The sequence below is a fragment of the Psychrobacter sp. JCM 18900 genome (assembly GCF_904846625.1).
In the GTDB taxonomy this organism is placed as follows: Bacteria; Pseudomonadota; Gammaproteobacteria; order Pseudomonadales; family Moraxellaceae; genus Psychrobacter.
In genome coordinates this window covers 164508-189590 of sequence record NZ_CAJHBL010000006.1, presented here as the reverse complement: position 1 = coordinate 189590, position 25083 = coordinate 164508, and the positions used below count along the sequence as shown (strand labels likewise).

Annotated in this window: 17 protein-coding genes and 2 rRNA genes; 14 read left to right on the top strand and 5 right to left on the bottom strand. The window is 43.3% G+C overall.

Translation table 11 applies throughout. The features are described 5' to 3' along the window. Together JMX96_RS12130 and rrf are read left to right on the top strand one after the other, a co-directional pair. Nucleotides 1–202, top strand: a 23S ribosomal RNA gene (locus tag JMX96_RS12130); the annotation flags it as partial. 186 nt (nt 203–388) lie between these two features. Continuing rightward, nucleotides 389–502, top strand: a 5S ribosomal RNA gene (rrf, locus tag JMX96_RS12125). Nucleotides 503–1074: 572 nt separating this feature from the next. Here the strand turns inward: rrf and JMX96_RS12120 are convergent. Next, nucleotides 1075–1335, bottom strand: coding sequence for a DUF1289 domain-containing protein (locus JMX96_RS12120; protein ID WP_165596742.1), 261 nt, complete (start codon nt 1333–1335; stop codon nt 1075–1077). A gap of 187 nt (nt 1336–1522) precedes the next feature. Here JMX96_RS12120 and JMX96_RS12115 point away from each other — a divergent pair, with 187 nt between their 5' ends. The 3 genes from JMX96_RS12115 (at nt 1523) to JMX96_RS12105 (ending at nt 5049) form a co-directional block, all read left to right on the top strand. Next, nucleotides 1523–2191 (top strand): YqiA/YcfP family alpha/beta fold hydrolase, encoded by a 669-nt coding sequence (locus JMX96_RS12115; protein WP_201569340.1) that lies wholly within the window; start codon nt 1523–1525, stop codon nt 2189–2191. A 110-nt stretch (nt 2192–2301) separates the two neighbouring features. Continuing rightward, nucleotides 2302–4188, top strand: coding sequence for a DNA topoisomerase IV subunit B (gene parE, locus JMX96_RS12110; protein WP_201569338.1), 1887 nt, complete (start codon nt 2302–2304; stop codon nt 4186–4188). 165 nt (nt 4189–4353) lie between these two features. Continuing rightward, the gene (locus JMX96_RS12105; protein WP_057762140.1) at nt 4354–5049 is read left to right on the top strand and encodes a lysophospholipid acyltransferase family protein; all 696 of its coding nucleotides are present in this window, start codon (nt 4354–4356) and stop codon (nt 5047–5049) included. A 179-nt stretch (nt 5050–5228) separates the two neighbouring features. Here JMX96_RS12105 and JMX96_RS12100 read toward each other — a convergent pair whose 3' ends face one another. Next, on the bottom strand, nt 5229–6011 hold the full coding sequence (locus JMX96_RS12100) for an SDR family NAD(P)-dependent oxidoreductase (RefSeq protein ID WP_201569336.1): 783 nt from the start codon (nt 6009–6011) through the stop codon (nt 5229–5231). 295 nt (nt 6012–6306) lie between these two features. Here JMX96_RS12100 and JMX96_RS12095 point away from each other — a divergent pair, with 295 nt between their 5' ends. Next, nucleotides 6307–7758: a hypothetical protein gene (locus JMX96_RS12095; protein ID WP_201569334.1), complete on the top strand. Its 1452-nt coding sequence runs from the start codon at nt 6307–6309 to the stop codon at nt 7756–7758. 145 nt (nt 7759–7903) lie between these two features. On the opposite strand, the gene JMX96_RS12090 is transcribed toward JMX96_RS12095, so the two are convergent. Then, nucleotides 7904–9568 carry a mechanosensitive ion channel gene (locus tag JMX96_RS12090; RefSeq protein ID WP_057762135.1) on the bottom strand — a complete coding sequence of 555 codons (1665 nt, stop codon included), beginning with the start codon at nt 9566–9568 and terminating at the stop codon, nt 7904–7906. A 456-nt stretch (nt 9569–10024) separates the two neighbouring features. On the opposite strand from JMX96_RS12090, the gene JMX96_RS12085 reads away from it, so the two are divergent. Next, a complete protein-coding gene (locus JMX96_RS12085; protein ID WP_057762133.1) occupies nt 10025–10756 on the top strand; it encodes an FKBP-type peptidyl-prolyl cis-trans isomerase in 732 nt (243 codons plus the stop codon). 134 nt (nt 10757–10890) lie between these two features. On the opposite strand, the gene argA is transcribed toward JMX96_RS12085, so the two are convergent. Continuing rightward, nucleotides 10891–12213, bottom strand: coding sequence for an amino-acid N-acetyltransferase (gene argA / locus JMX96_RS12080; RefSeq protein ID WP_057762129.1), 1323 nt, complete (start codon nt 12211–12213; stop codon nt 10891–10893). 398 nt (nt 12214–12611) lie between these two features. Between argA and JMX96_RS12075 the strand changes: the two genes are divergently transcribed. Next, nucleotides 12612–13199 carry a hypothetical protein gene (locus tag JMX96_RS12075; protein ID WP_201569332.1) on the top strand — a complete coding sequence of 196 codons (588 nt, stop codon included), beginning with the start codon at nt 12612–12614 and terminating at the stop codon, nt 13197–13199. A gap of 174 nt (nt 13200–13373) precedes the next feature. Here the strand turns inward: JMX96_RS12075 and JMX96_RS12070 are convergent, their stop codons facing one another. Next, nucleotides 13374–14408, bottom strand: coding sequence for a patatin-like phospholipase family protein (locus JMX96_RS12070; RefSeq protein WP_201569330.1), 1035 nt, complete (start codon nt 14406–14408; stop codon nt 13374–13376). A gap of 279 nt (nt 14409–14687) precedes the next feature. On the opposite strand from JMX96_RS12070, the gene recG reads away from it, so the two are divergent. From recG to ahr, 6 genes are all read left to right on the top strand, one after another. Further along, complete coding sequence (recG, locus tag JMX96_RS12065) at nt 14688–17039, top strand: ATP-dependent DNA helicase RecG (RefSeq protein WP_201569328.1); 2352 nt, start codon at nt 14688–14690, stop codon at nt 17037–17039. Nucleotides 17040–17529: 490 nt separating this feature from the next. Continuing rightward, nucleotides 17530–18822, top strand: a complete 1293-nt coding sequence (locus JMX96_RS12060; protein WP_201569326.1) for an efflux RND transporter periplasmic adaptor subunit — start codon at nt 17530–17532, stop codon at nt 18820–18822. Continuing rightward, on the top strand, nt 18819–21908 hold the full coding sequence (locus tag JMX96_RS12055; RefSeq protein WP_201569324.1) for an efflux RND transporter permease subunit: 3090 nt from the start codon (nt 18819–18821) through the stop codon (nt 21906–21908). Before JMX96_RS12060 ends, JMX96_RS12055 begins: the two co-directional genes overlap by 4 nt. Before the next feature lie 128 nt (nt 21909–22036). Continuing rightward, nucleotides 22037–22747 carry an AraC family transcriptional regulator gene (locus JMX96_RS12050; RefSeq protein ID WP_201569322.1) on the top strand — a complete coding sequence of 237 codons (711 nt, stop codon included), beginning with the start codon at nt 22037–22039 and terminating at the stop codon, nt 22745–22747. Nucleotides 22748–22836: 89 nt separating this feature from the next. Continuing rightward, nucleotides 22837–23772: a DMT family transporter gene (locus tag JMX96_RS12045; RefSeq protein ID WP_201569320.1), complete on the top strand. Its 936-nt coding sequence runs from the start codon at nt 22837–22839 to the stop codon at nt 23770–23772. A 279-nt stretch (nt 23773–24051) separates the two neighbouring features. Next, the gene (ahr, locus tag JMX96_RS12040) at nt 24052–25053 is read left to right on the top strand and encodes an NADPH-dependent aldehyde reductase Ahr (protein WP_227677040.1); all 1002 of its coding nucleotides are present in this window, start codon (nt 24052–24054) and stop codon (nt 25051–25053) included. Nucleotides 25054–25083: the final 30 nt, after the last annotated feature.

The following is a 25083-nucleotide window of genomic DNA, read 5'->3' as shown; positions in this document are numbered from 1 at the left end:
GCATTCGGGTTGTCACGCCAGTGGCATTGCCCGGTAGCTACGTTCGGATGGGATAACCGCTGAAAGCATCTAAGCGGGAAGCCCACCTCAAGATTAGATTTCCCTAAAGAGCCGTTCAAGACTAGGACGTTGATAGGCAGGGTGTGGAAGTGCAGCGATGCATGTAGCTAACCTGTACTAATTGCTCGTTTGGCTTGACCATACAACACCCAAGTGGTTTGTATACAAGTCTAATTAATCTATCTTGTATAGCTCAGGCTATAGAATAAGAAAGAATATTTCGATATCACCTTTAACCTTGATTCAGTTAGGTTACAAGTTGATCGACCATAAACTAAACATTTATAGTCAAACAATAAAAATAACAGACTCATATCTAACCCCCTTTGCTGACGACAATAGCGCGATGGCCCCACCTGATCCCTTCCCGAACTCAGAAGTGAAACATCGTAGCGCCAATGGTAGTGTGGTTCGCCCATGTGAGAGTAGGTCATCGTCAGCTCTCTATTCTAGATAAAGCCCCCTTCGCTAACGCGGAGGGGGCTTTTCTTTGTGCGCGGTTTGGTAACGGATCTACTGATTTCAGCCTAATTTATTCTAGCAAGCGTATTGCAGTATTGATTATAGAAAAACTTGAAGGTATGCTATTTTTTATTGAAAGCGCTTCTAACTTGTAAAAAGCACTGTATTAAAGACAAAGCCGTCATTAGACTAATAAGGAAGTATGCGTGTCAATTTGGTTACTAGTTCTAATATCATTTTTGTATATTACTATTGGCGGGGCTTTCGCCTTCGGGTTTCTTTTCTATATATGTGCAGAAAATAGCCCAAGCTTAACCAAAGTTGAGAATAATGTTCTCTTTACCTTGTTGATTGGATATGCAGCTTCACTTGTAATCAGTGTTGTAATGGCTGTTTATTTTTACGTATTTGCTACTAGCGATTTATATTATTGGTGTTTCGCCATACCGTGGGGACTACTGATTCTACTATTAGGTTATTGGGCATATATTTTAGCGAAATTTAACGCATTTTGAGGATACTGTTGACATGTCTGGCCTGATTAATTACTTCTTAAAATAATTCACCTATCTCAGGTATCTCTTCAAAATCAAATCCTAACTGTTCATCTTTACGCTGTCTCATTTGTTCTATACGCAGCTTACGTCCTGCGATAAGCCGTAGCACCTCGCGCTGCTGCTCTGTCGTCATATCGTGCCATAGCTGGCGCTCAGTTCGACTACGCAGGCAACCAAAGCAATAACCCTTCTTATTGCTTTGACAAAGACCAATACATGGATTGGCAATCTCGAACAGCTCAAACTGTTGATTCATGACTCCTCCATAATGACTACCGTCATTCCTTTGACCTGCATAAAATCACTGTACAACCTTATTATGTCGCAAATACCGACTAATAGTGTGCCATTTTATTATTATTATTTCCGTCTAGCGGGTGCTATGCTTAGCTTTGATAGCCTTTATAAGATAATCATAACAAAATTAATAAGTGAGATGATACGTGAACTTGATTTATATCCATGGATTGGACAGTGATGCCAACTCGACTAAAGGGATGTTGTTAGAAAAATATTGCCAGCTTCATCATCCTGATATTAATGTGCTGCGTCCTGATTTAAATAAGACCCCCGCTCAAGTGTGTGAGAAATTACTGTCTTTAATCAAAGCGCTAAATAATAGTGAAGATAGAAAATCAGCAGATAAGCAGACTGAGTTATCAAATACGGTATTAATCGGTAGCTCATTGGGTGGGTATTTTTCTACTTTGATAAGCAATCAGATAGGTTGCCCAGTTTTATTGCTTAACCCCAGTATCCAACCCCATATCACCTTACAGCGTTTCTCTAATCAATCAGTATCAAGTCAAGACAACTTAAATGAGTCATCTACCAGCAAAGCCCTGCATACGACAGCGGGTGGCTGGAGTATTACGCCTGCAGATTTACAGTGGTTTGCAGATCATCGGCTTTTATCAGTAAATTATCCTAATAAAGTTGCTGTGCTATTAAAAGAAGGCGACGAGCTGTTAAATTCTGAATTGTCTAAAGATTTTTATCAAAGTCAGGGCGCATCGGTAACAGTGCAAGTAGGTGGCGATCATCGCTTTAGTGACTTTGATGAGCAGCTGCCGATGGTGATGAATATCTTACAGAATTTAGTACAAGCCTAAATAGACGACATTATATGACGTAAGCGATGGAGTATTAACGTTAACGTCGCTATTTTTCGTTATAATGGTTTAATAGAATTAAACGCACGCGAACAGTTAAGGATGCATTTGTGAGTCAATATAATGCGCAATCGTTAGAAGTTTTAGAAGGTCTTGAGCCAGTCCGTCGTCGTCCAGGTATGTATACTGATACCACGCGCCCGAATCATTTGGCGCAAGAGGTCATTGATAACTCAGTAGATGAAGCATTGGCTGGTTATGCGAAAACCATCAAGGTGCAATTGCATAGTGATGGATCGTTGTCTGTCGAAGATGACGGGCGCGGTATGCCAACTGATATTCATCCTGAGTTTGGTCAATCTGGCATTGAGCTGATTTTGACCCGCTTGCATGCAGGTGGAAAGTTTTCGACCTCTAATTATGAAGTGTCAGGTGGTCTGCACGGTGTGGGTATTTCTGTCGTCAATGCGCTATCAACCCGCGTTGAAGTTACGGTATGGCGTGATAGCACACAGTTTGATATGGCATTTGAAAATGGTGCACCAGTTACGCCATTGACTGAAGCAGTCAGCTCAAATAAGCGTAAACGTGGCACTAGAGTACACTTTTGGGCGGATGGTAGTTTCTTTGATACGCCCAAATTTAATGTAAAACAGCTCAAGCACAATTTAAAAGCAAAGGCTGTTTTGGCCGCTGGACTGACGATTGAATTCACTGACGATATTAATGATGAAAAGGTCATTTGGCAGTTTACAGATGGGGTAGTCGAGTATCTAAGCGAACAATTAGATGGTTTGGAAACATTGCCTGAAGCGCCGTTTTATTATAATTACGATGCGAAAGCGGGCGAACGAGCTGCCATTACCTTTGCCTTGTCTTGGTTGCCTGATGGTGGCACGCCTATTCAAGAAAGCTATGTAAACCTTATTCCGACAGCTCAGGGCGGTACGCATGTCAATGGACTACGTACAGGCATCTTAGAAGCACTGCGTGAGTTCTGTGATATTCATAATTTACTACCACGTAGTGTGAAGCTAACCGCAGAAGACGTCTGGGATGGGGTGAACTATATCTTGTCTCTGAAGTTCTCTGAGCCGCAGTTTTCTGGACAGACCAAAGAGCGATTATCTAGTCGAGAGGCTGCGGGCGCTGTACAGACGTTGGCAAAAGATGCCTTTAGCCTATGGTTAAATCAGCATGCGGACATGGGTACACAAATCGCTGAATTGGCGATTAATAAAGCAGGTCGTCGTCTGAAATCGGCCAAAAAAGTTGCTCGTAAGAAAATTACTCAGGGACCCGCATTGCCTGGTAAATTGGCCGATTGCCGTGGTGATTTACGTGATGGCGCTGAGTTGTTCTTAGTAGAGGGTGATTCTGCGGGTGGTAGTGCTAAGCAGGCCAGAGATCGTCATTATCAGGCGATATTACCTCTGCGCGGCAAAATCTTAAATACGTGGGAGGTATCATCAGATACGGTACTATCAAGCCAAGAGATTCATGATATTGCCATAGCTATCGGTGTGGATCCTGCCTCTGATGATTTATCCGAGCTGCGTTACGACAAGATATGTATCTTAGCAGATGCTGATTCTGATGGACTGCACATCGCGACATTGATCTGCGCACTGTTTGTGAAGCATTTCCCTGCGCTAGTGGATGCGGGTCATTTATTTGTGGCCATGCCGCCTTTGTACCGAGTGGATGTGGGTAAAGAAGTTCACTATGCATTGGATGAGCCGGAGCTTGCACATATTTTAGCCAATGTGCCGGGTAACAAAAAAGCTCAGATTACACGCTTTAAAGGGCTTGGTGAAATGAGCGCTGAGCAACTACGTGAGACGACGATGAGCCGTGATACACGCCGCTTAGTACAGTTAGATATGGATGACATGGTACTGACCAATAGCGTGATGGATATGCTATTGGCTAAGAAACGTGCCTCTGATCGTAAGTCATGGCTTGAGAGCAAAGGTGATTTGGCCGATATTTCTTAAGAATTAGCAATAAAACTAAAGAAGTATGGGTGCAGAATATCGAAATAGGTCATTACTTATATTTATGGCTGAACGATCTATCACATAATAAAAGCACGCAAAATTCAGCCTAGCCACAAAGGCTTAATGGTATTATGTCAGTACCTTTCATTATATTGTGCTGTCATGATACCGAAGATTTTTAACCGTTCTAAGTCTGTTGTTTCTAAACCTGCGCGCTCCAAAGTACTCCCAAAACTTAGCAAAAAGCATTTGGGAGATAAGGTTCCTAAGCGTGGTAACAAGTTTGCGCCTGTTATTGCATCCGCGCTGTTAAAGGCGTCAGGTTGGCGTACGGTAGGCGAGATTCCAAATATCTCACAAGCTGTAGTGCTTGCTTTACCGCATACTTCTAATGTGGATGGTATTTATGCGATTCCAAGTCTGTTTGCATTAGATATCAAAATCAGCATTATGGGCAAGCACACGCTATTTAAAGTGCCTGTGTTTGCACAGCTATTAAATTGGATAGGGGTTATTCCCATCGATCGTGGTAATAAAGGCTCTGTGCTGCAAGCCAGTATTGATAAGTTCAAAACTGGTGAACCATTATTTTTAGGATTATCACCAGAGGGGACACGGCAATATACTGAGTCGTGGAAGACAGGTTTTTATTATTTAGCGGTGGGTGCTGGTGTGCCGATTTTGCCAGTAGCGATGGACTACAATACTAAAGAAATACGGTTTATGTCGCTGGTTTACCCTACAGGTGATATCGAAGCAGATTTACCAAAAATATATTCTCAGTATAAAGGGGTGTTGCCAAGACACCTTGAGCGTTTGTCGCAGCCACTACAAGATATCAATAATGCAGCTGAATAAGCCAAATGGTATAAATATCAGTTCAATTAGTTAAGTTAAAATCACTGGTTGTATGACAGGTACGAAAACTCAAAGCTGTCTACAACTAAGTTCTAATAATTGTTATTGGAAAAGCCCCTGATATGATGGTATCAGGGGCTTTTTTTGAGTAATATTTGGATGTCTATCAGCTTAATAATTTAGAACTGTGGTTGGCCGTTAGAAGCACTGACACCGCCGTCGACAGGTAGATTGACACCAGTAATCATAGAAGCATCATCACTCGCTAAAAAGGTAATGGCAGCGGCGATATCCTCTGGGGTTGCTAGACGCCCAAGCGGACAGCGAGCTAAGAACTTATCCGTTTTAGACTCATTATCTTGGATAGCCGTAGTCATATCAGTTTTGGTGACACTTGGATTAACCGCATTAACACGAACACCATCTGAACCATGATCTAATGCTAATGTACGGGTTAAATTGGTCACACCCGCTTTAGCAGCATTGTAAGCAGCCATATTCCAGTCACCACCCACGCCCGAGAGCGATGAGATATTAACGATATTACCCTTTGATGCAATTAAGTGAGGCATAGCCGCTTGAGAGACGTAAAAAGTCCCGTTTAGATTCACATCGATAGCAGAACGCCAATCATCGGCAGATAATTCTGTGATTTTACCTTGAGTTGCTTTACCAGCATTATTTACCAAGATATCAATCTTGCCGAATTTGTCTATAGCACGCTCAACCATCTCTTGTACCTGGCTTTGGACGCTGATATCGCACGTAATAATGAGATAATTATCGGTGTGAATCCAAGTGCGATCTTGCGGCAACTCTTCGGCAGTCTCTTCTAGAGTCGCTGCCGTACGTCCTACTAGAACCACGCTAGCGCCTTCTTCGGCAAAGCGAATGGCAGTTGCACGGCCAATACCAGAGCCTGCACCCGTTACAACGACGGTCTTTTCTTTAAAACGCTTCATAATGTTTAATCCTTATTATTATATAATAGTCATTAAAAATTCGATGATTAAAATTTCAATGACTACGGTTTCGATAAATATAACTAAGTACAGTTTGTCATCCATAAACTTGCACGCAAGCAATACTGCTTTGATATCATCATAACAAGTGATCGCTTTGAAAGCGACTGTCTCTGATAGTGCTTATGTAGCATAATTTTGCATCATTCAGATATTTGTAATACGCGATAATGATGTTGTTATTACGAGCTGGCATGTGCGATATTCACCATACGATAATAGAAGGTTGGAAATTGTGTCCCATTCGATTACTACTATGCCCGACTGGGGCTATCTGACGACTGAGCTAGTCAGTTATTTACAAGCAGATGCTATGGCGGTGACCTTGGCAGGCATGCATACAATTGAGCATGAATACAATGCTCAGTATATAGCTCGTCACTATCAATATCAGTTGCCACTTGGCAAGCTACAGCTGTTGGAGCTGACACTGTATCTACCCTATGATACAGAGTCAGTTGATATTGAGGCTGTACGCATGACTGCGGTAAAATCAGCACTTACATGGTACAAATCATTATCATCTCAAAATGAAGAAAATGTCTTAACTGGTTATGAAGCTATGATTTTTGACATTCAGCTTGTCGGAGGAAGTAGCAGTCTCAATCAAGATGATAACGGTGACAGTGCAAACAATTCAAACAGTGCTCTACAACGGCTTAAACACAATTTTGGGGTTCGTTACTTTTTAGAAGACTTAGTTGTCGACATGAGCGAAAGCATGCAGCAGCTGCAGGTCTTTAGCTGGGACGACTGGTACTCGATAGCAGCAGCGGTACGAACCCCATGTGAGTTGTGGCGTTTCTTAGCTTATCATTTAGAACAGCTTCAACAGTCGGCTGTAAATCATCTTCCAAGTTTTGAATCGGAAGACGCTTTGGTTGAGCGTTTCTTACAAAGTCCAGACCTGTTTGCTCCTGCCATTGTAGTCGACAATGCGCTCATCAAAAATGAAGTACAAGACGAACCTAACTCAGCATTGGTAGCCATTACGCTTGCCTACAAGAACCAAAGTTCAACTGCTCAGATGTACCATCAGCATATGATACAAGCGGCTACGATATGGTCTCAGCTAAGTATGCAGATGATAGATACGTATGGTAAAAAGCACGTAGCTAATAACGACGAACAGTTAGCCATACCACTCGCTCACTGGCAACAGCAACTGCTAGATGAGTCTTTGTTTTCACGTCACGAGCTTATCCGTACGCTATATAGACACCCTAAACAAAGCGCAGCGCTGCAAAAAGATGGCTATGTGGTACACCAACATTCTTATGAGAGTTTGGGCCGACATTATGTACTGGTGTTTTATGGTCAAGAGTCAAAGGGGCCTAATAGTAAAGCCGCTGTCCAACCAAAGCTAGCAAAGATCGCACAGGACGTTGCCACACGTTTGCCAATTATTGAGCTACATCATGTAGTTGTGCTTGGTATCGACTTTATCACTGAGAATAATGAGAATTTTTTCGATATTGATTTGTGGATTCAGCCAGTTGATGCGATGACTCAGCGAGAGCGCCAACTTACTAAGCAAATGCAAAAGCTAAAACAACAAGAGTTAGATAAGCAAAATACGCCATCTGCTAGTAGCGTGAAAGATGATAAACTTGCGAAGGCGCAAAAAGAAAAATTGCCTCAAGTACAGATGAGCTTAACAATTCCAGCACGTAAAGATAAGCAGTAGATTATAGCGTGAAATTGTTTTAATGAACTTTGATAACAAGAATTATAGATATTGAGAACCACAGATATTATTAATATATTTACTAACATAAAAAAAGACAGCCTAGGCTGTCTTTTTCGTATCTAAATTAAACAATCAAAAATACTTATTTATTGATATCGTCATTGAGACCGCTACCAGGAAGTACGTCATCACTGTTGTAGATGTCATTAGTATCAACACGTGGTGTATCAACTACATCGGTACGTAAATCAGTGGTAGGTGTACTAGCAGCAGATGGCGTGTTTTCACGAACTGAATCAGCAACTTTTTCTTGAGTTGATGAACTTGGCTGTAGCGCAGATTTTGCTTTCGCTTCAGTGCGTTCATGGTCCATCTTATCCTGCATTTTACGTAGGAAGCGAGCTGCAGCTTCTTGACCCCCAAGACCAAATGATAGGGCAAAGGCAACGGCTACCGCGCCTAGTGTCAGACCAAATGCTAGGTTAACGATTGAATCGGCAATACCCATCGCTTTTAGACCCATTGCTAATACTAGGCCCATGATTAATACACGTACGATGTTTGCTAGGAATTGTGAACCTTGCTCAGAACGTTCAACCACACCTGCAATGATATTGGCAAGCCAGAACCCGATGAATAGGATAATTGCGCCTAGGATGATGTTTGCACCGAATGCGATAAACATCGTAATAATCGCTGAGATAGGCTCGAAACCTAACAAGTCAGCAGCTGCAATAGCAGCAAATAGCATAGCGAAGAAGATAATCGCATAACCAACTAAGTCAGAGATTTTCTTGTCGCCCATGGTTTCTTGTAGACCAACTTTCGCAGGTAATTGATTGATTTGAGTGTTCTCAATCAGACCTTTGATGATGTTGGCAACCATGCGTACAACATAGAAAGTTACTACTAGGATAGCGACTGCCATAAAGATGTTTGGCAAGGCTTCCATGATTTTGTTAAGCATATTGGTCGCAGGGCGAGCAATTACTTCAATTTTTAGTGCATTTAGAGCAGCAATAATGGTTGGAATGATAACTACAAGAAATGCTAATGAACCAGCAATGTTAGGTAAGCTGTTTTGCTCACTTAAACCTGCTTTTGATGCCAATTCTTGTACATTAAAAGTAGAAACAAGGTTGGTAACGATGCCGCGTACGACTTTGGCAATGATATAACCAACGACGAAGACCACACCAGCAATCAAGATATTAGGGATGAAGCTAAAGATTTTGTCGACCATATTAGTTAATGGTGCAAACAAACCATCAAGCTCTAATTGACCAAGTACCATGGTCAATACAACCAATAAGATGAACCAGTAAACCATATCAGCAATCGTGCTGCTCATTGGTTTTACACCAGCTTGTGCACTTAAACGCTCATCCATAGAGGTTTTTGCGAGTGCTGCGTTGATCGCTGTGCGTGCAACAGTAGCCACGACCCAACCGATTACACCAAGTGCGATAGCGCCGATAAGATTAGGGATAAATGCCAATACTTGATTAACCATATTTGCGAATGGTGCTGAGATAGAGTTTAAGTTTAATTGGCTAAGTGCGCCTGAGATAGCAATGATGAAAATAAACCAGAAAACAATTTTAGAAATGATACCTTCAAGGTCGTAGGTCTTACCAGTTGAAGAGTTCATACGTTGATTGAGATTAACTTTAGAGAGTACGCCGCGTACCAGTGCTGCGATACCAAGGGCTACTAGCCAACCAATAACGAATATCAGAATAGCACCAATGATGGAACCGATAGGTCCACCAAGATAGCCGTTAAAAGATGTGTACATTGGGTTCATCTTATCCTCCTTGAAGCATCTTATATAACTCGCCAAAAACAATGTTCATACAGCGATTAGTGAGCAAGACATACAGATGGTTGTCATAAATAGTATTTTTAGAATCAGTTATATAGAGATATTATCGTTTTTGAGCATAAACTATTATCAGCAGTATCTCTTATTTATATTACAGTGACTCCGCTATCGATATCTGCTTATTTTTGATAAAAATTAACGCTCGGTTACTTATCTCCTTAACTAATTCAGCTTAGCTGATGTATTGATGGATTTAAAGACAGAAAGCTTTACCTGTTACTATATTTGTGTGATAACTTGTTATTATGATAGAAGATATTAACATAGACTATACATTGGCCCGATAATTTCGTGCAAAGCGTGGTTCCCAAAACTAAGATTTGTTATTATAGAGGAATGTGACATCTCGCCACTATTCTTACAATCAGAGAGTACTTTATGAAAAAAATCACTACTTTAGGCGTTAGTGCACTTGCTAGCGCTATGTTGTTAGTAACAGGCTGTAGCACCAACAATGGCAATCAAGAAACAGCCGCTCAAAGCGTTTCCATTACTGAACAAAGCTCAGCTAGTGAAAAAGTAGGTTATAGCTTAGGTTTCATGATGGCAGAAGGCAATAAAGACGCTGTCAAAGATCTAGACCTAAATACTTTTGAAAAGGGCTTCCGTGATGGCTACGAAGGCAATGAATCAGCATTGACCCAAGAGCAAATGCAACAAGTATTGATGGACTATCAAAAAGAGCAAGAAGAGCAATTCGTTAAAGACATGGAAACCAAAGCGACAGAAAATAAAGCCGCTGGTACTGCATTCTTAGCAGAAAACGCTAAAAAAGAAGGTGTGAAGCAAACAGAGTCTGGTTTACAGTATAAAGTTATCAAAGCAGGCACTGGTAAATCACCAAAAGCAACTGACGTGGTTGAGGTAAACTACGAAGGTAAATTGCTTGATGGTACGGTATTTGATAGCTCTTATGAGCGCGGTGAGCCAATCGAGTTCCCACTAAACCAAGTAATCGCTGGCTGGACTGAAGGTCTACAGTTGATGAAAGAAGGCGGAAAATACGAGTTCTATATCCCATCAGACATCGCTTATGGTGAAGCGGGTAACGCTGGTATCGAGCCTAACAGCACGCTTATCTTTACTGTTGAGCTATTAAAAGTAAAATAAGTATCTAAAACAAATAGTGTTTAGGTACTTAACTTAAAAAAAGCCTTCATAATTATATGAAGGCTTTTTTTGATTAAATATTCTATATCAGACTGATATCGAGCTTATAAAGCCGATATCAAATTGGTGATAAATTATAGATTCTTTTGAAAGACTTTAGAGTTACGGCCGTTATGGTATTTTTCTAAACGTGCTTCAGGCAAAGCGCTGGCTTCAACTTCAGCGAAGCCTTGCTCAACGAACCAATGCGCGGTACGAGTGGTCAAAACAAACAGCTTATACAAACCATGACTGCGCGCTTGCTGTTCTAGAAACGCTAGTAAATCTGCACCGCGGCTACCACTACGATACTCAGGACGTACGGCAACACAGGCGACTTCTGCTGACTCTGAATCTAGCGTATGCAATGCTGCACAGCCCAAAATCATACCATCACGCTCAATCACACTATAATTATCAATCTCTTGCTCCAAGCGCTCGCGCGAACGACTGACCAAGATACCTTGCTCTTCTAGAGGTGATAGCAGCTCAATAAGTCCGACTACGTCATCGATATTGGCACGGCGAATTTCTTCATAAGGATCATGGCTAATCAGCGTGCCAGAACCATCACGTGTGAATAGCTCTTCTAGTAATGCGCCGTTTTTGGCATACGAGATAATATGCGTGCGATGGACGCCTTGACGACAGGCCAAACTTGCACAGTTCAAGAAATAATTAATTTCACAATTTAAATCACGATCACGTAAGAAGCGATCAACTTCATTAGGAATCATTTCACGTAATAAACGATCGTCGTCGTTGATACCTGCTTCTTCGCCTAAGAATATAAGCTTGTCAGCACCCAGTGCTACAGCAGCGCTTAGGGCAACATCTTCCGCTAATAAGTTAAATACTTCGCCAGTCGCAGAGTAGCCCATCGAGCCTAGTACAACGATATGGTCGTGAAGTAGGTTGTTTTTGATGGCTTCTACATCAATAGAACGCACTTCACCCGTCATTTGGTAATCAATACCTTCACGGATACCGTATGGGCGCGCTGTCACGAAGTTACCCGATATCGCATCGATACGTGAACCATACATCGGAGAGTTGGCCAGTCCCATTGATAGCTGAGCTTCAATCTGTAAACGAATAGCACCAACGGCTTGTAAGATAGATGGCATCGCTGCACGAGGCGTAATACGGATGTCTTGATGTAGTGGAGATTCAATATTAGCGTCTTTTAAGTTCTTTTCGATTTGCGGTCGTGCCCCGTGTACCAGTACCAGCTTGATACCCAAGCTATGCAACAAGGCAAAATCATGAATAAGTGTGCTGAAGTTCGCATGATTGACCGCTTCACCACCAAACATGATCACGAAAGTTTTGCCGCGATGGGTATTAATGTAGGGTGCAGAGTTACGGAACCAATGGACGTATTCAGGGTTAATCTGGGGCATGGAGCTAGTAGTCATAATGGGAGCAGTAGTCGTTAGAATAAGAAAAGGGGCGCAGCAAAAAAATGCCTAACGCTAAAGATTTACCATAGCAAAAAACGCGGTTATGAGCTATCTTTTATTTTAGCTGTATTCAAGCCTTCTTATTGCCAGTCGCTGATATACACAACCTCAACACTGGGTTAATGTACGTACAAATGCTTTTTGTTATGCTAAGCGCTATTGCTTTACAGATGCTGAGCGAAGATAATCAGGTTAGATAAGTGAGTTCATGTGTTTCATAGATTGTACGAACTATTTCACAGCGATATCTTATGTACATCGTAATGCGTTTTATCTGTTGAACAAATTATAAAAATAACTTAAGTTGCACCATCTGTGTTTTACCGATATATCAACCAGGGATAATGAAAATCATGAAGAAAAGTAACCAGTTTGCTAGCCCGTTCAGTGCTTGGAGCGGCCACCGCTTATTTCACGTTGTTGCCGGTACGCTCATCGGTGCAATGGTCGTTACACAAGCCTCAGCGATGCTGCCAACACCAGAGCAAGCGGTTGATAGCTCGATGGCTATTCAAGCAAATGCTAACAAGAGCAGCAACTCAAGTGCTCAGGCCGTTAACAGTAGAATCACAGCGTCATTGGTTAGTGTTGATGCCAACGGTCAAGAAGTACTCGTCCCTGTAGGTACCAATACTCGTTTGCAGTCAGGTAATGTATTGGAGTATCAAGGGTACTTTACCAATACTAATGCAGATCGCGTCCGTAAAATGACCGTTACGATGAGCATTCCAGAGCAGGTAGAACTATTAAAAACGGTTGCTCCTGAATTCCCATATGGCAGTGTAGATGGCAATAATTTTGCTCGTATGCCATTACGTACCAAGGTAGATAATCAACTGCAAGACGTCGCGCTTAAGTACTATAAAGCGGTACGTTGGGACCTAGAAGGCGTAGGTCTAAATGATACCGTCGCTGTAAAATATCGCGCGCGCGTTAAATAGTCCTGAATGTTTGGCTTAGAATTTAGCTAGTATTGATGTAGTTAGCACTAAAAACTATCCATTTAGTATTGAAAGCTATCAATAAAAAAGCACCACAGTTTATAGCTGTGGTGCTTTTTTATGGTGTGTCAGGACGTTTGATAATTTTGCTGATAAGTAAGTAAAAATACTCAGCTACAGCGTGGCATATTGGCTACTAGATTTCTCTTGGATAAGTTGTTTAATGGCATTGATTTGTGGCGTTGTAGCTTTAGTACCTGCTTGTATTAGACTGCGTCGCTGCCTAGTATCTATCGAACTGTTACGACTGACATTGGGAGTAATAACAATATCAGCTCGATCCCGCTCATTCTGACTTGATACGGAGCGATTAGCAGTCAGGTTGGTCGCTAGAATATTGGTTTCGAGAAAGCCCCAAAAGTCACTCAATGAGTTCATAGTCGGTATTTGATTATTAGTACTATCACTGCCTTGAGCTCCCGTCACGTCTACAGCAATGACAATATCCGCACCCAAGTCATAGGCGCTATCTACGGGTACTAAACTGACCACACCGCCATCGATATATCTTTTACCGATTTTTTCAGGAATACGCGGGGCAATAAAAATATTAGGTACGCTACAGGACGCTTGTACGGCAAGCCCTGCATCGCCAGTGGTAAAGACCGCTTTCTTCAGAGTGTGTTTTTCTGCTGCGATTGCCGCAAAAGCAATGGGGAAATCCTCTATGGCACGCGCATTCACTTTGCTATTGATAAAGTTTTTTAACTTAACACCTTCGATAAATCCTTGATTGGACAAAGTAAAGTCTGTGAGCTGGCTATCAGTAGTGGTCAATGCCAATTGCTCAAGCTGTGCAGGCGAGTAACCACTGGCGTATAAGCTGCCGATCAAGCTACCCACACTCGTACCGACCACCAATGTTGGTTTGATACCGTTTTCTTCTAGCGCTTTAATGACGCCCACATGAGCAAACCCTTTTGCACCGCCACCACCCAACACCAGTGCGACAGTAGGGGCCTTAATAACAGGCTCTGGCGTTGCAGGAATAGTCGATGGCAATGTGCTACACGCACTAATATAAAAACCGAGTATTGGTATTAAGCTCAACCTCAGTAATTTTAGATTATGACGAATTAGGTTGTGACGAATTAGGTTGTGACGAATTAGGTTGTGACGAAACTGACGAGGCAAAATATAAACAAGCATAGAAAAACACCTTATGAAATTGCCAGAATTCAAAAAAACAGACATCAGTTATTGGTATGATGAGGAGAAGCGGTTTATCTATAGTAGATGGACTGTATAGGTGCTATTTTACTAAATAGCCTAGCATAAGCAATTGTATTGTCAGCTATAATGAAATGAGTCGACTTTTTATACGTACTATCGTTATGGCTATTCTATGCTACAAGTCATCATGTGCAACCTACTAAAAATGCTCGATTTAGCATACAAAAATTAAAAATAATATTGTTAGGATCTTTAATGCCAATATCGGAGAGTCATGCCTCAGCCAACTCATTAGATCACTTTAGATCTGACATGCCGTTGTCAGCACTAGATATGCCAGTGTCTGCGCTGGCAGGTGTAGGGGTAAAAGTGGCAGAGCAGTTGGCGCAATTGAATATCAAGCGGATATTCGATTTGCTACTACATTTGCCCCGTGATTATGAGGATCGCAGTCGACTGGTATCAATCGCAGATGTAGAACATGGACAATCAGCGCTAATTACTGGTCACATCGTCCATGTCGATACCAAGCGCAGTGGAATGACTGTGACGGTGGACGATGATACGGGTACGATATCGTTGCGGTTTTTTAAGGTCTATCGTGGTCTGGTACAGACCATGAATTTGGGAACACGTTTACAGCTATTTGGTGAGGTCAAAGTCAGCCGCTACGGCAAGCAGATACATCATCCTGAATATCAAGTTATCACTGACAATACAGTCATGACCGATACGGGATTGCAGCCTATTTATCCTACTGTCAAAGGTTTACATCAAAACAAGCTGCGTACTTTAATTAAACTGGCATTGCAAACGGTTCGAAGCCAAGGTCTACCGATGACATTGTTTACGGCTGAAGATTTTGCAGTTGTATCCGATTTGCCATTAGTGCCTTTTGAGCCATCTAAATCAACAGTATCAGAGGCCGAATATACCGAAGATATTTTTTCAACGTTAGCACGCAGCGTGCCTGATAATGCGATTGGCAATAGCGTATATAAGCCCAGTCCTTCTACCTATCATGCAGATAATGACATACATAACGTCGCTGCCAGTATTGCTCAGCACAATGTCTATAATTTAACGATATTTGAGGCATTGGTACTGCTGCATACGCCGCCTACTTATACGAGCGCGTCTCAGCAATACAAACTATTCACTCAACTCAGTGCTCGTACGCATGCTGCTTGCCAGCGCTTGATTATTGAAGAGTTGACTGCGCATCAGCTCAGTTTGCTATATCGTCGCCAGCAGCTACATCAGCATAAAGCACCTAAATGCACTACCAACAGTCCTCTTGCTGACAAGCTGTTTTCTGCATTACCTTTTGATCTAACGGGTGCGCAAAAAAGAGTGATGAAAGACATTACTGCGGATATGGCAACCTCAATTCCGATGCTAAGACTGGTACAGGGAGATGTGGGTGCTGGCAAGACATTGGTTGCAGCAGGAGCAGCGGGTTATGCGCTCGATAGTGGCTGGCAGGTCGCGGTAATGGCACCGACTGAGATTCTAGCAGAGCAGCATCTACTGAATTTTAAGCAATGGTTTGAGCCATTGGGCATTGGTGTCGGTTGGCTCGCGGGTAAGCAAACGGCCAAGCAGCGCCGCGAAGCATTGGAAGCAGTCGCAGAAAATACCGTGCAAGTGGTCGTCGGTACTCATGCATTGTTTCAGGAGCAAGTTCAGTTCGCTAAGTTGGGTTTAGTCATCATTGATGAGCAGCATCGATTCGGTGTTGAGCAACGCATGGCATTGACCAATAAAGGCGTGGCTAATAGCACCCCGCACCAGCTAATCATGACTGCAACACCGATTCCAAGAACCTTAGCGATGAGCGTTTATGGCGATATGGATACCTCAATCATTGATGAATTGCCACCGGGGCGTACGCCAATTACGACGGTAACCATCGATCGCAATCGACGCGACGAGGTTATAGAACGTATTGCGATCAATTGCGAAGCGGGCAGGCAAGCGTATTGGGTATGCTCACTGGTAGAAGCGTCTAGTGTCTTGGATGCGCAGGCAGCCGAAGCCACTTATGAGGACTTAAACGAACGTCTAGATATTCGTATTGGACTGGTACATGGCAAGATGAAGTCTGCTGATAAGCAAGCCATCATGCAGGAGTTCAAAGCAGGTAATCTGGACTTATTGATTGCGACAACTGTCATCGAGGTAGGGGTCGATGTGCCCAATGCGTCATTGATGGTTATCGAAAATGCGGAGCGTTTAGGGCTATCACAATTGCATCAGCTGCGCGGGCGAGTCGGACGTGGCTCGACTAAAAGCTTCTGTGTACTGCTATATCAAAAGCCGCTATCAGAGACAGGTACTGAGCGACTAAACGTCCTACGCGATAGTACCGATGGTTTTGTCATTGCTCAAAAAGACTTAGAGCTACGTGGGCCAGGAGAGCTGTTAGGCAAACGTCAAACGGGTAATGTTGGCTACTATTTGGCTGATCTAATCCGTGATGAGCAATTATTTGCCATTGCTCAGCGGTTAGCGAAGCACCTGATAGCAGACCCTGCGCGAAAAACAGATGTCAGTCAACTGATTCATCGCTGGATGCCTGAAGCAAGTCGCTATACCAATGCTTAGTGTTTAGTATCGGCAAATGGGTTCAGTATGTCATTGAACCTAGCTCTGGATATAATCAAACAGCATGGCCACAACGTTAAAATTATTTATAGACGATACTCAATCCATAGTCAGTCGTTGAATACATCAGATATTCAGCGACTGGCTGCACGCGATCTTATTTCTTTAAATTGGTCGATATGCCTTGAACATTGCACATATATTCGATCTAAGTTTCAATTAAATTTATGAACGCTAGACGCTATATATAAAAATAAGATGATGACTAAATATATGCTATTCTCGATAATTTGATGAACTATTATAATAATAAACAGTGCTTTAGAGAACATCGTAATACTCTCTGTAAGTAACGCTCATAGCCCTATATCAGGCTGTCCAAACATTGCTTCGATTGCGTGCCACTTTTTATTATTGCTGTGACTGATTGATATTTTTAGTCATTCTATATCGAGTATTTCAATATTGACTGTACCTACAGAGAGTTATCATGAGCGATTTTGAAGAAACCCATCCTAAGCCGTCAGCTGAATCTGAGTTGCCGCCATATCGTCAACCTGACACTGTATCTAAAAGGCCATCTGCAAAACCACCAATATGGTTGTGGCCCGTATTGGCAGCCGTGCTAGTGATAGGGGTGCTGCTTGGGAAGTACTGGGGCAATGATAGTAATGCAGCTACAGATGAGTCAGCAACTTCTAATTCTGTCGCAAACGATCAGGCAACTGGTAGCGATGCTAGTATTGAGCAATCAGTACTCTCAGTAGAAACAGTCAGTCCAAGCCAAGATGATATCGGCAGCACGCTCAGTGCCGATGGAACCATTAATGCTAAGGATACTGCGAACGTCAGTGCAAAAGTCAATGGTGTGGCTATCGAGCGTATCTTGGTCGAAGAAGGTGACCGGGTTAGAGCGGGTCAAGTTTTAGCTGTGTTCGACACTGATGCTATGGAGCAGCAAGTACTACAGGCGCAAGCAGATGTCGCAGAAGCGGAAGCCACCCTTGCCAATGCCAGCGCTGATGCTGCACGTGTGCTGCCATTGATCGATATCGATGCCATCAGCAAACAAGAAGCCGACCGCTACCGTACCTCGGAAGTACGTGCCAGAGCTTCTTTGCAAGCGTCCAAAGCTCGTTTGAGCAATCAGCGTTTAACATTAGAGAACGCAAAAGTCGTCGCTCCTGTCAGCGGTATTATCAGTGAAAAAATGGTAGAAGTTGGGCAGGTGGCAGGCGGGGATCCATTATTTACGATTATCAAAGGCGGCATTTTGGAATGGCGAGCAGATATAGATCCTAAGCTTATCGGGGATATAAACGTCGGTACGCCTGTACAAGTCAGTCTGCCGGGTGGTGATACAGTGATGGGGCAAGTAAACCGCATCGCACCAACCGCAGACAACAACCGCCAAATTACGATTTATGCCAGCCTAGCTGCCAACTCAAAGATACGTGCGGGCATGTATCAAACAGGCGAGTTCCTATTAGGAAGTACTAGTACGCAAACGATTCCTAATAGCGCAGTAGTCAGTAATGATGGTTATGATTATGTGATGCTCGTTACCGAATCGACTACTCGAGACGATCGGTCGATGGGACGTATCAAGCAGCAGCGAGTGACATTGGGTGAGCGATTGGGCGAGAGCGTAGCAGTGCTAGAGCCTTTGCCAAGTGACAGTCGTATCGTAAAACAGGGTGGTAGCTTCTTAAATGATGGTGACCTAGTGCGTGTTGTTGATGGTGTAACCCAAACCAGTAAGCCAGTGCAGGCACAGCCATGAGCTTAAACGTCTCCGCTTATTCGATCAAAAATCCGCTCGTTGCTATCTTGCTGTTTGTGCTGCTGACGTTGGGCGGCATTTACGGTTTCATGAAAATGAAAGTCCAGCAGTTTCCGGATATAGACTTGCCAGCGGTGGTAGTCACGGTAACGCTACCGGGTGCTGCGCCTTCACAGCTCGAAAACGATATTGCAAAGAAGATCGAAAATAAACTGACCAGTATCGAAGGCGTGAGTCATATTCGCACCACGCTACAGACGGGTGCGGCAACCATTGCCACTGAATTTACCTTAGAAAAAGACATTCAAGAAGCGGTAGACGATGTGCGGTCAGCAGTCGGCGAAGTACGTGGTGATCTGCCAGCGGCAGCTAACGATCCTATTATTACCAAAGTATCTACTGCTGGGTTTCCAGTAGTTACGTACTCTGTCGCTGCTGAAAATATGAGCGTGGAGGATCTATCGTGGTTTGTCGATGATACCGTTACCAAGCGGCTATCTGACATACCAGGCGTTAGTACCGTGAGCCGTGTTGGCGGGTTGCAGCGTGAGATTACGGTTGCTGCCGACCCGATTGCGTTAAGTGGTCTAAAGTTTTCTATTTCGCAATTATCACAGCAAATCGCTGGTATCCAGCAAGACAGTTCTGGTGGGGAGGCGGAAGTTGGCAATACGACTCAGACCATCCGTGTTCTCGGTGCTGTTGAGCGAGCAAATGAGCTAAACGATTTGCAAGTAGCTGTCCCTACAGGGGGGACACAGGCTTTAGGACGTATGGCAAAGATCACTGATGGCGCAGCAGATCCAAGCTCGATTGCCAAGCTAGACGGTCAAACCGTAGTGGCATTTAACATCACTCGCTCGCGCGGTGCCAGTGAAGTCGATGTGATGGAGCTGGTTGATGAGGAGCTTGCCAAGCTGACCGCTGATGTCGGTAATATCAGTATTGAAAAAGTCTATGACCGAGCCACACCCATTGCAGAAGATTATGAAGCCTCGTTAAGAATGCTCATCGAAGGTGGGCTGTTGGCTGTAGTGGTAGTCTTCCTGTTTTTGCGCAATATACGCGCGACTATCGTTGCTGCGGTCGCTTTGCCATTATCAGTCATTCCAACCTTTTTGGGTATGTATCTGTTTGGCTTTAGTCTTAATATCATCTCACTGCTGGCATTATCATTGGTCATTGGGGTGCTGGTCGATGATGCAATCGTTGAAGTCGAAAACATCATACGCCATCTACGTATGGGTAAGACGCCTTATGAAGCGGCGATGGAAGCTGCTGATGAAATCGGTCTCGCCGTCGTCGCCACTACTTTTACTTTGATTGCGGTGTTTTTACCAACGGCCTTTATGGGCGGCATCGTTGGACAGTTTTTCCGTCAGTTTGGTTGGACGGCTGCCTTATCAATTTTTGCCTCGCTGATGGTGGCGCGCCTAATTACCCCCATGATGGCAGCTTATATCTTACGACCTGAGAAAAAGCACGTCGAAAAACAAAGCGCGATGATGAAGTACTATCTTAAAATTGTGTCTTGGACCCTACATCATCGCTGGATAACCATGGGTGCAACACTTGTTTTATTTGTGGCATCGCTAGCTCTGGTTAAGCTGCTACCGACGTCATTTATCCCTGATAATGATATCGATCAAACTCGAGTGGCTATTGAGCTGACACCTGACGTGTCGTTGGCAGATACTGAGCGCGTGGCGGCGCTAGCGAGTGCTCGTATTTTGGCCATGCCTGAGGTGACCAATATCTTTACTTCAGTGGGAGAGGCGCAGGCATCGATGGGTGCGTCAGATGGTGGCGGCGGTAAGGCTGAAAACATCGCGGGCTTGGATATCGTGCTTGCTCCGCGTGCAGAACGAGGCACCAAGCAAGAGATAGAGCGCAAAATTAGCAAACTGATGACAGAAGTGCCAGGAGCACGGTTTACAGTCGGCTTATCAAGTGGTGGTGAGAGCGGTTATAACTTTTCATTGACCAGTACCAATCCGCAATTGCTTGAACAAACTGCACAAAAAATCATGTCTGAGATTCGAGGACTACCAAGTGCAGGCGCTGTGACCAGTGATCGCAGTCTGCCACGCCAAGAGCTAACAGTAACGCCAGATAGGTTGGCAATGGCGGATAAAGGGGTCACGACGCAAGATATCGCTACGACTTTACGTGTGGCGACCGTAGGTGACTACGAACAGCAATTGTCCAAGCTTAATCTTGATACACGTCAAGTACCAATCGTCGTACGTCTGCCGGATGTGGCTAAGCAAAATGTTAGCCAGCTAGAGGGTTTGTACGTGCCGAGTACTATGCCTGCCGGTCAAGGCGTGCGCGTCGGTGAGGTTGCTACACTAGACTTTGGCACTGGGCCTGCGCAGATTAGTAGATTGGATCGAGAGCGTGCCATTAGTATCACGGTACAACCTGCGAGTGGCGAGCTTGGCGATTTGGTACAAGCGGTCAAAGCAGTACCGACCATGCAACAATTGCCGCCTTCGATTACCATCATTGATCAGGGCCAAGCAGAAAACATGGCAGACCTCTTTAGTGGATTTATCATTGCGATGTCCGTCGGGGTAGTTTGTATTTTAGGCGTACTTATTCTGCTATTTGGTCGTTTGTTGCAGCCTTTTACCATTCTAATGGCCTTACCTCTGTCGATCGGTGGGGCGTTTGTTGGCTTAGTTATTACCAATAGTAGCTTATCAATGCCTTCGATGATTGGCTTTATTATGCTTATGGGTATTGCGACCAAAAACTCAATCCTGCTGGTCGATTACGCGTTGATTGCCCAGCGCCGAGGGCTGGCGCGTTTTGAGGCTATCGTAGATGCATGCCGTAAGCGTGCACGGCCTATTATCATGACGACCATTGCGATGGGTGCAGGTATGTTGCCTCTAGTATTTGGTTGGGGCGATGCAGATCCTACTTTTAGGCGACCGATGGCAGCAGCGGTGCTGGGTGGTCTGGTGACCTCTACGCTATTGAGCTTGGTTGTTATTCCTGTCGTCTATACCTTGATGGATGACCTATCAGGATGGTTTGCTAAATGGCTAGCTCCACATGGCAAACCTAGCGACCTCTAATAGTCACTTTTCATAGATAGCCAAATAGCTAACCCAATAGTGAGCCAATAGTGAGCCAATAGTGAGCCAATAGTGAGCCAATAGTGAGCTAAGACACGACACAATAATAGCAATGTGGAAAACGATGTATGATTAACACGCTCTCAATTAGGTCATATACTCGTCAGACTAGAGGGCATTCTCATGGCTTTCATCAGATTGTTTTGCCTTTGCGAGGGGTAATCAATATCGAAGTTGGGAGCTATACTGGAAAAGTGATTCCAAGCGAATGTGTTGTCGTCAAGGCAAATGAAAAGCACTATTTCAGCGCTGAGGAGAATGCAAAGTTTATCGTTGTGGATACAGATTTCTTGCCAGACAATGTGCTTCATTCATCACAAGTTGTCTTTTCTATAAGTTCGCCATTGTTGGCATTTTTGGAGTTTTCAGAAAATCAGTTAAGGTATCAAATCAATCCTGAAGTTGAGAGACTGATGTTTGATACCTTTTATAAACTCCTAGAACAACAAAATCTATTTGTGCAATATGATGCTCGAATTAGAGAAGTCGTCGCATATATTCACCACAATTTTGCTAAAAACCTTTCTGTCGAAGTGTTGGCGGATATCTCTTGTCTCAGTGCTACGCAGTTCAAAAAGAACTTCAAACTGCAAACAAACCAAACTGTCACTGAGTACATCACAAAGATCAGGATGCAAAAGGCGCAAGCTTTATTACTACATACTGATTCACCTATCGCTATCATAGCCGAACTGGTTGGTTATACGGATGTTAGCGCTTTTAGCCGCCGATTTTCTAAATATTTTGGTATTGCCCCTTCCAAATTAAAACACGTCTAACCAGACATACAAACCGTCTAATCTGCAAAAATTCTATTCTGTAACTCTCTATAATAATGTTATTCATTATAACGTTAGAGGTAGCTACTATGCTGCAGAATAAATCTAGTCTAAGTGCTGTTCTATGTGTGATAGCTGCCAGTGTCCTTTGGGGAACGACAGGTACAGCCTCTGCTTTTATACCTGATGTTAGTCCATTAGCCGTTGGTGCGTTTTCGATGGGGGTGGGCGGTGTATTGCTAGTATTGAATGCTAAGAATAATTTATCAAGCGATAGGCAAAAATTATTTTCTCAGCCCAGTCTCTTATTCATCGGTAGCCTATGCGTTGCTATCTATCCTTTAGCTTTTTATTCCTCTATGAGATTGGCAGGTGTCGCTATTGGTACAGTGATCTCAATTGCTAGCGCACCATTTTTCACTATTATCATGGAGCGTCTGATTAGCAATAAAATAGTCACTAGTCGATGGGTGGTAAGTTTTATATTTGGTGTGGTTGGTGTTATTTTTCTGACTTTAGGGAAAACCCAATATTTAGATATAAACGCACAAGCAAATAATCGAATATTAGGCATTTTATTAGGATTAGTCGCAGGATTGACCTATGCCACATATTCATGGACAGCACGTCAGATGATAGAGAACGGGGTAAATTCTAAATCAGCAATGGCCAGTATGTTTGGTCTGTCGGCAATCTTATTGTTGCCATCATTATTATTAACAGGGGAAAACCTGTTTTTGGATGCAAAACATATAAGCGTTGCCCTATATCTGGCAATTGCGCCGATGTTCTTTGGTTATTTACTTTTTGGTCAAGCGTTGAGAGTGATTGAGGCGAGCAAAGCGACGCTTATCACGTTATTAGAACCTATTGTGGCCACTATATTGGCTACCATTATAATCGGTGAAACATTCTCTCCTATCGGCTGGCTAGGAATGTCACTCATGATAGGCTGTCTTTTATTGCAGGTAATGAAGACGCCAAAACTAACAGGTTATCGAAGAAGACGTGCACTATATAAGTAATCAAACAATTAGCAAAACAATGTTGCTGACGATAAGCAGTGTTTTTGATGAGTTACCGCCTGTTAAGTATGACTCTTTGTATGACGTTAGTCTAAAACTGGTAAGTTGAATGGATTAAGTAGGTCAGTCTTTGCTATAGTCTGTCCAACCAAATTAATTGAAGAAATTGTTTACCTCTTATAGCGCTATTTTAATTTTACTAACATATTAATAGCTTCTAGAACGATAAACCAATCGCTATAAACTAATCTTTAAAAAACTAGAAAATAAGGAATAACTATGATTAACGCATATGCAGCAAAAGAGAAAGGTGGCAAATTTGAGCCTTATGAATATGACCCAGGTGCTCTAGGCGATCACGAAGTAGAAATCGAAGTACATAGCTGCGGTATCTGCCATAGTGATTTATCGATGTGGCAAAACGAATGGGGTATGACTCAATATCCGTTTGTCGGTGGGCATGAGGTTGCAGGTAAAGTCCTTAATAAGGGCAAGCATGTCAAGCATCTAGAGTTGGGCGATAAAGTCGGACTTGGCTGGCACAAAGGGTATTGTAACGTTTGTGATCTATGCATTGATGGAGACCACAACCTATGCCCTGAGCAAGAAGGTACGATCATTGGTAACCACGGCGGCTTTGCAGATAAAGTACGCGCAAAAGATACTAGCGTCATCAAGATACCTGAAGGGCTTGATTTTAACGCGGTAGGACCACTGCTATGTGGCGGTGTCACAGTGTTTAACCCACTTATGCAGTACGACATCAAACCAACTTCTAGAGTGGCTATAATTGGTATTGGTGGCTTGGGTCATTTGGCATTGCAGTTTGCCAATGCGTGGGGCTGTGAAGTGACGGCATTTACCAGTGAATCAAAAATGGAAGAAGCAAAAGAGATGGGCGCTCACCATTCACTAAACTCAAGAGATGATAGCGAAATTGAAAAAGCCGCAGGTTCTTTCGATCTAATCATCTCAACAGTGAACGTTGATATGAACTGGGATGTCGTGATCAAGACGCTAAGACCAAAAGGTAAGCTGCATTTTGTTGGACTGTTGGAAGCGCCACTAGAGATATCGGCTGCACCAATGATTATGGCTCAGAACAGTCTATCAGGCTCGCCAGTTGGCTCACCATCGATGCTGCGTAAAATGCTAGATTTTGCTGCGCGCCATAATATTCAGCCAGTCACTGAAACATACAAAATGTCTGAGATTAATGAAGCGTTTGAGCGATTAGAGAGTGGTAATGCTCGCTATAGAGTGGTGCTAGAAAGAGACTAAACGTCGTTACAGGCAACTCAATGTAGCCCT

What these genes read in the sequence shown, in the direction of transcription:
- JMX96_RS12085 (WP_057762133.1), top strand. Translation starts at nt 10,025, where the DNA reads ATGAAAAAAATCACTACTTTAGGCGTTAGTGCACTTGCTAGCGCTATG.
- JMX96_RS12050 (WP_201569322.1), top strand. Translation starts at nt 22,037, where the DNA reads ATGATTAACACGCTCTCAATTAGGTCATATACTCGTCAGACTAGAGGG.
- JMX96_RS12120 (WP_165596742.1), bottom strand. Translation starts at nt 1,335, where the DNA reads ATGAATCAACAGTTTGAGCTGTTCGAGATTGCCAATCCATGTATTGGT.
- JMX96_RS12090 (WP_057762135.1), bottom strand. Translation starts at nt 9,568, where the DNA reads ATGAACCCAATGTACACATCTTTTAACGGCTATCTTGGTGGACCTATC.
- JMX96_RS12070 (WP_201569330.1), bottom strand. Translation starts at nt 14,408, where the DNA reads ATGCTTGTTTATATTTTGCCTCGTCAGTTTCGTCACAACCTAATTCGT.
- JMX96_RS12105 (WP_057762140.1), top strand. Translation starts at nt 4,354, where the DNA reads ATGATACCGAAGATTTTTAACCGTTCTAAGTCTGTTGTTTCTAAACCT.
- recG (WP_201569328.1), top strand. Translation starts at nt 14,688, where the DNA reads ATGCCAATATCGGAGAGTCATGCCTCAGCCAACTCATTAGATCACTTT.
- JMX96_RS12060 (WP_201569326.1), top strand. Translation starts at nt 17,530, where the DNA reads ATGAGCGATTTTGAAGAAACCCATCCTAAGCCGTCAGCTGAATCTGAG.
- JMX96_RS12055 (WP_201569324.1), top strand. Translation starts at nt 18,819, where the DNA reads ATGAGCTTAAACGTCTCCGCTTATTCGATCAAAAATCCGCTCGTTGCT.
- JMX96_RS12075 (WP_201569332.1), top strand. Translation starts at nt 12,612, where the DNA reads ATGAAGAAAAGTAACCAGTTTGCTAGCCCGTTCAGTGCTTGGAGCGGC.
- argA (WP_057762129.1), bottom strand. Translation starts at nt 12,213, where the DNA reads ATGACTACTAGCTCCATGCCCCAGATTAACCCTGAATACGTCCATTGG.
- ahr (WP_227677040.1), top strand. Translation starts at nt 24,052, where the DNA reads ATGATTAACGCATATGCAGCAAAAGAGAAAGGTGGCAAATTTGAGCCT.
- JMX96_RS12045 (WP_201569320.1), top strand. Translation starts at nt 22,837, where the DNA reads ATGCTGCAGAATAAATCTAGTCTAAGTGCTGTTCTATGTGTGATAGCT.
- JMX96_RS12100 (WP_201569336.1), bottom strand. Translation starts at nt 6,011, where the DNA reads ATGAAGCGTTTTAAAGAAAAGACCGTCGTTGTAACGGGTGCAGGCTCT.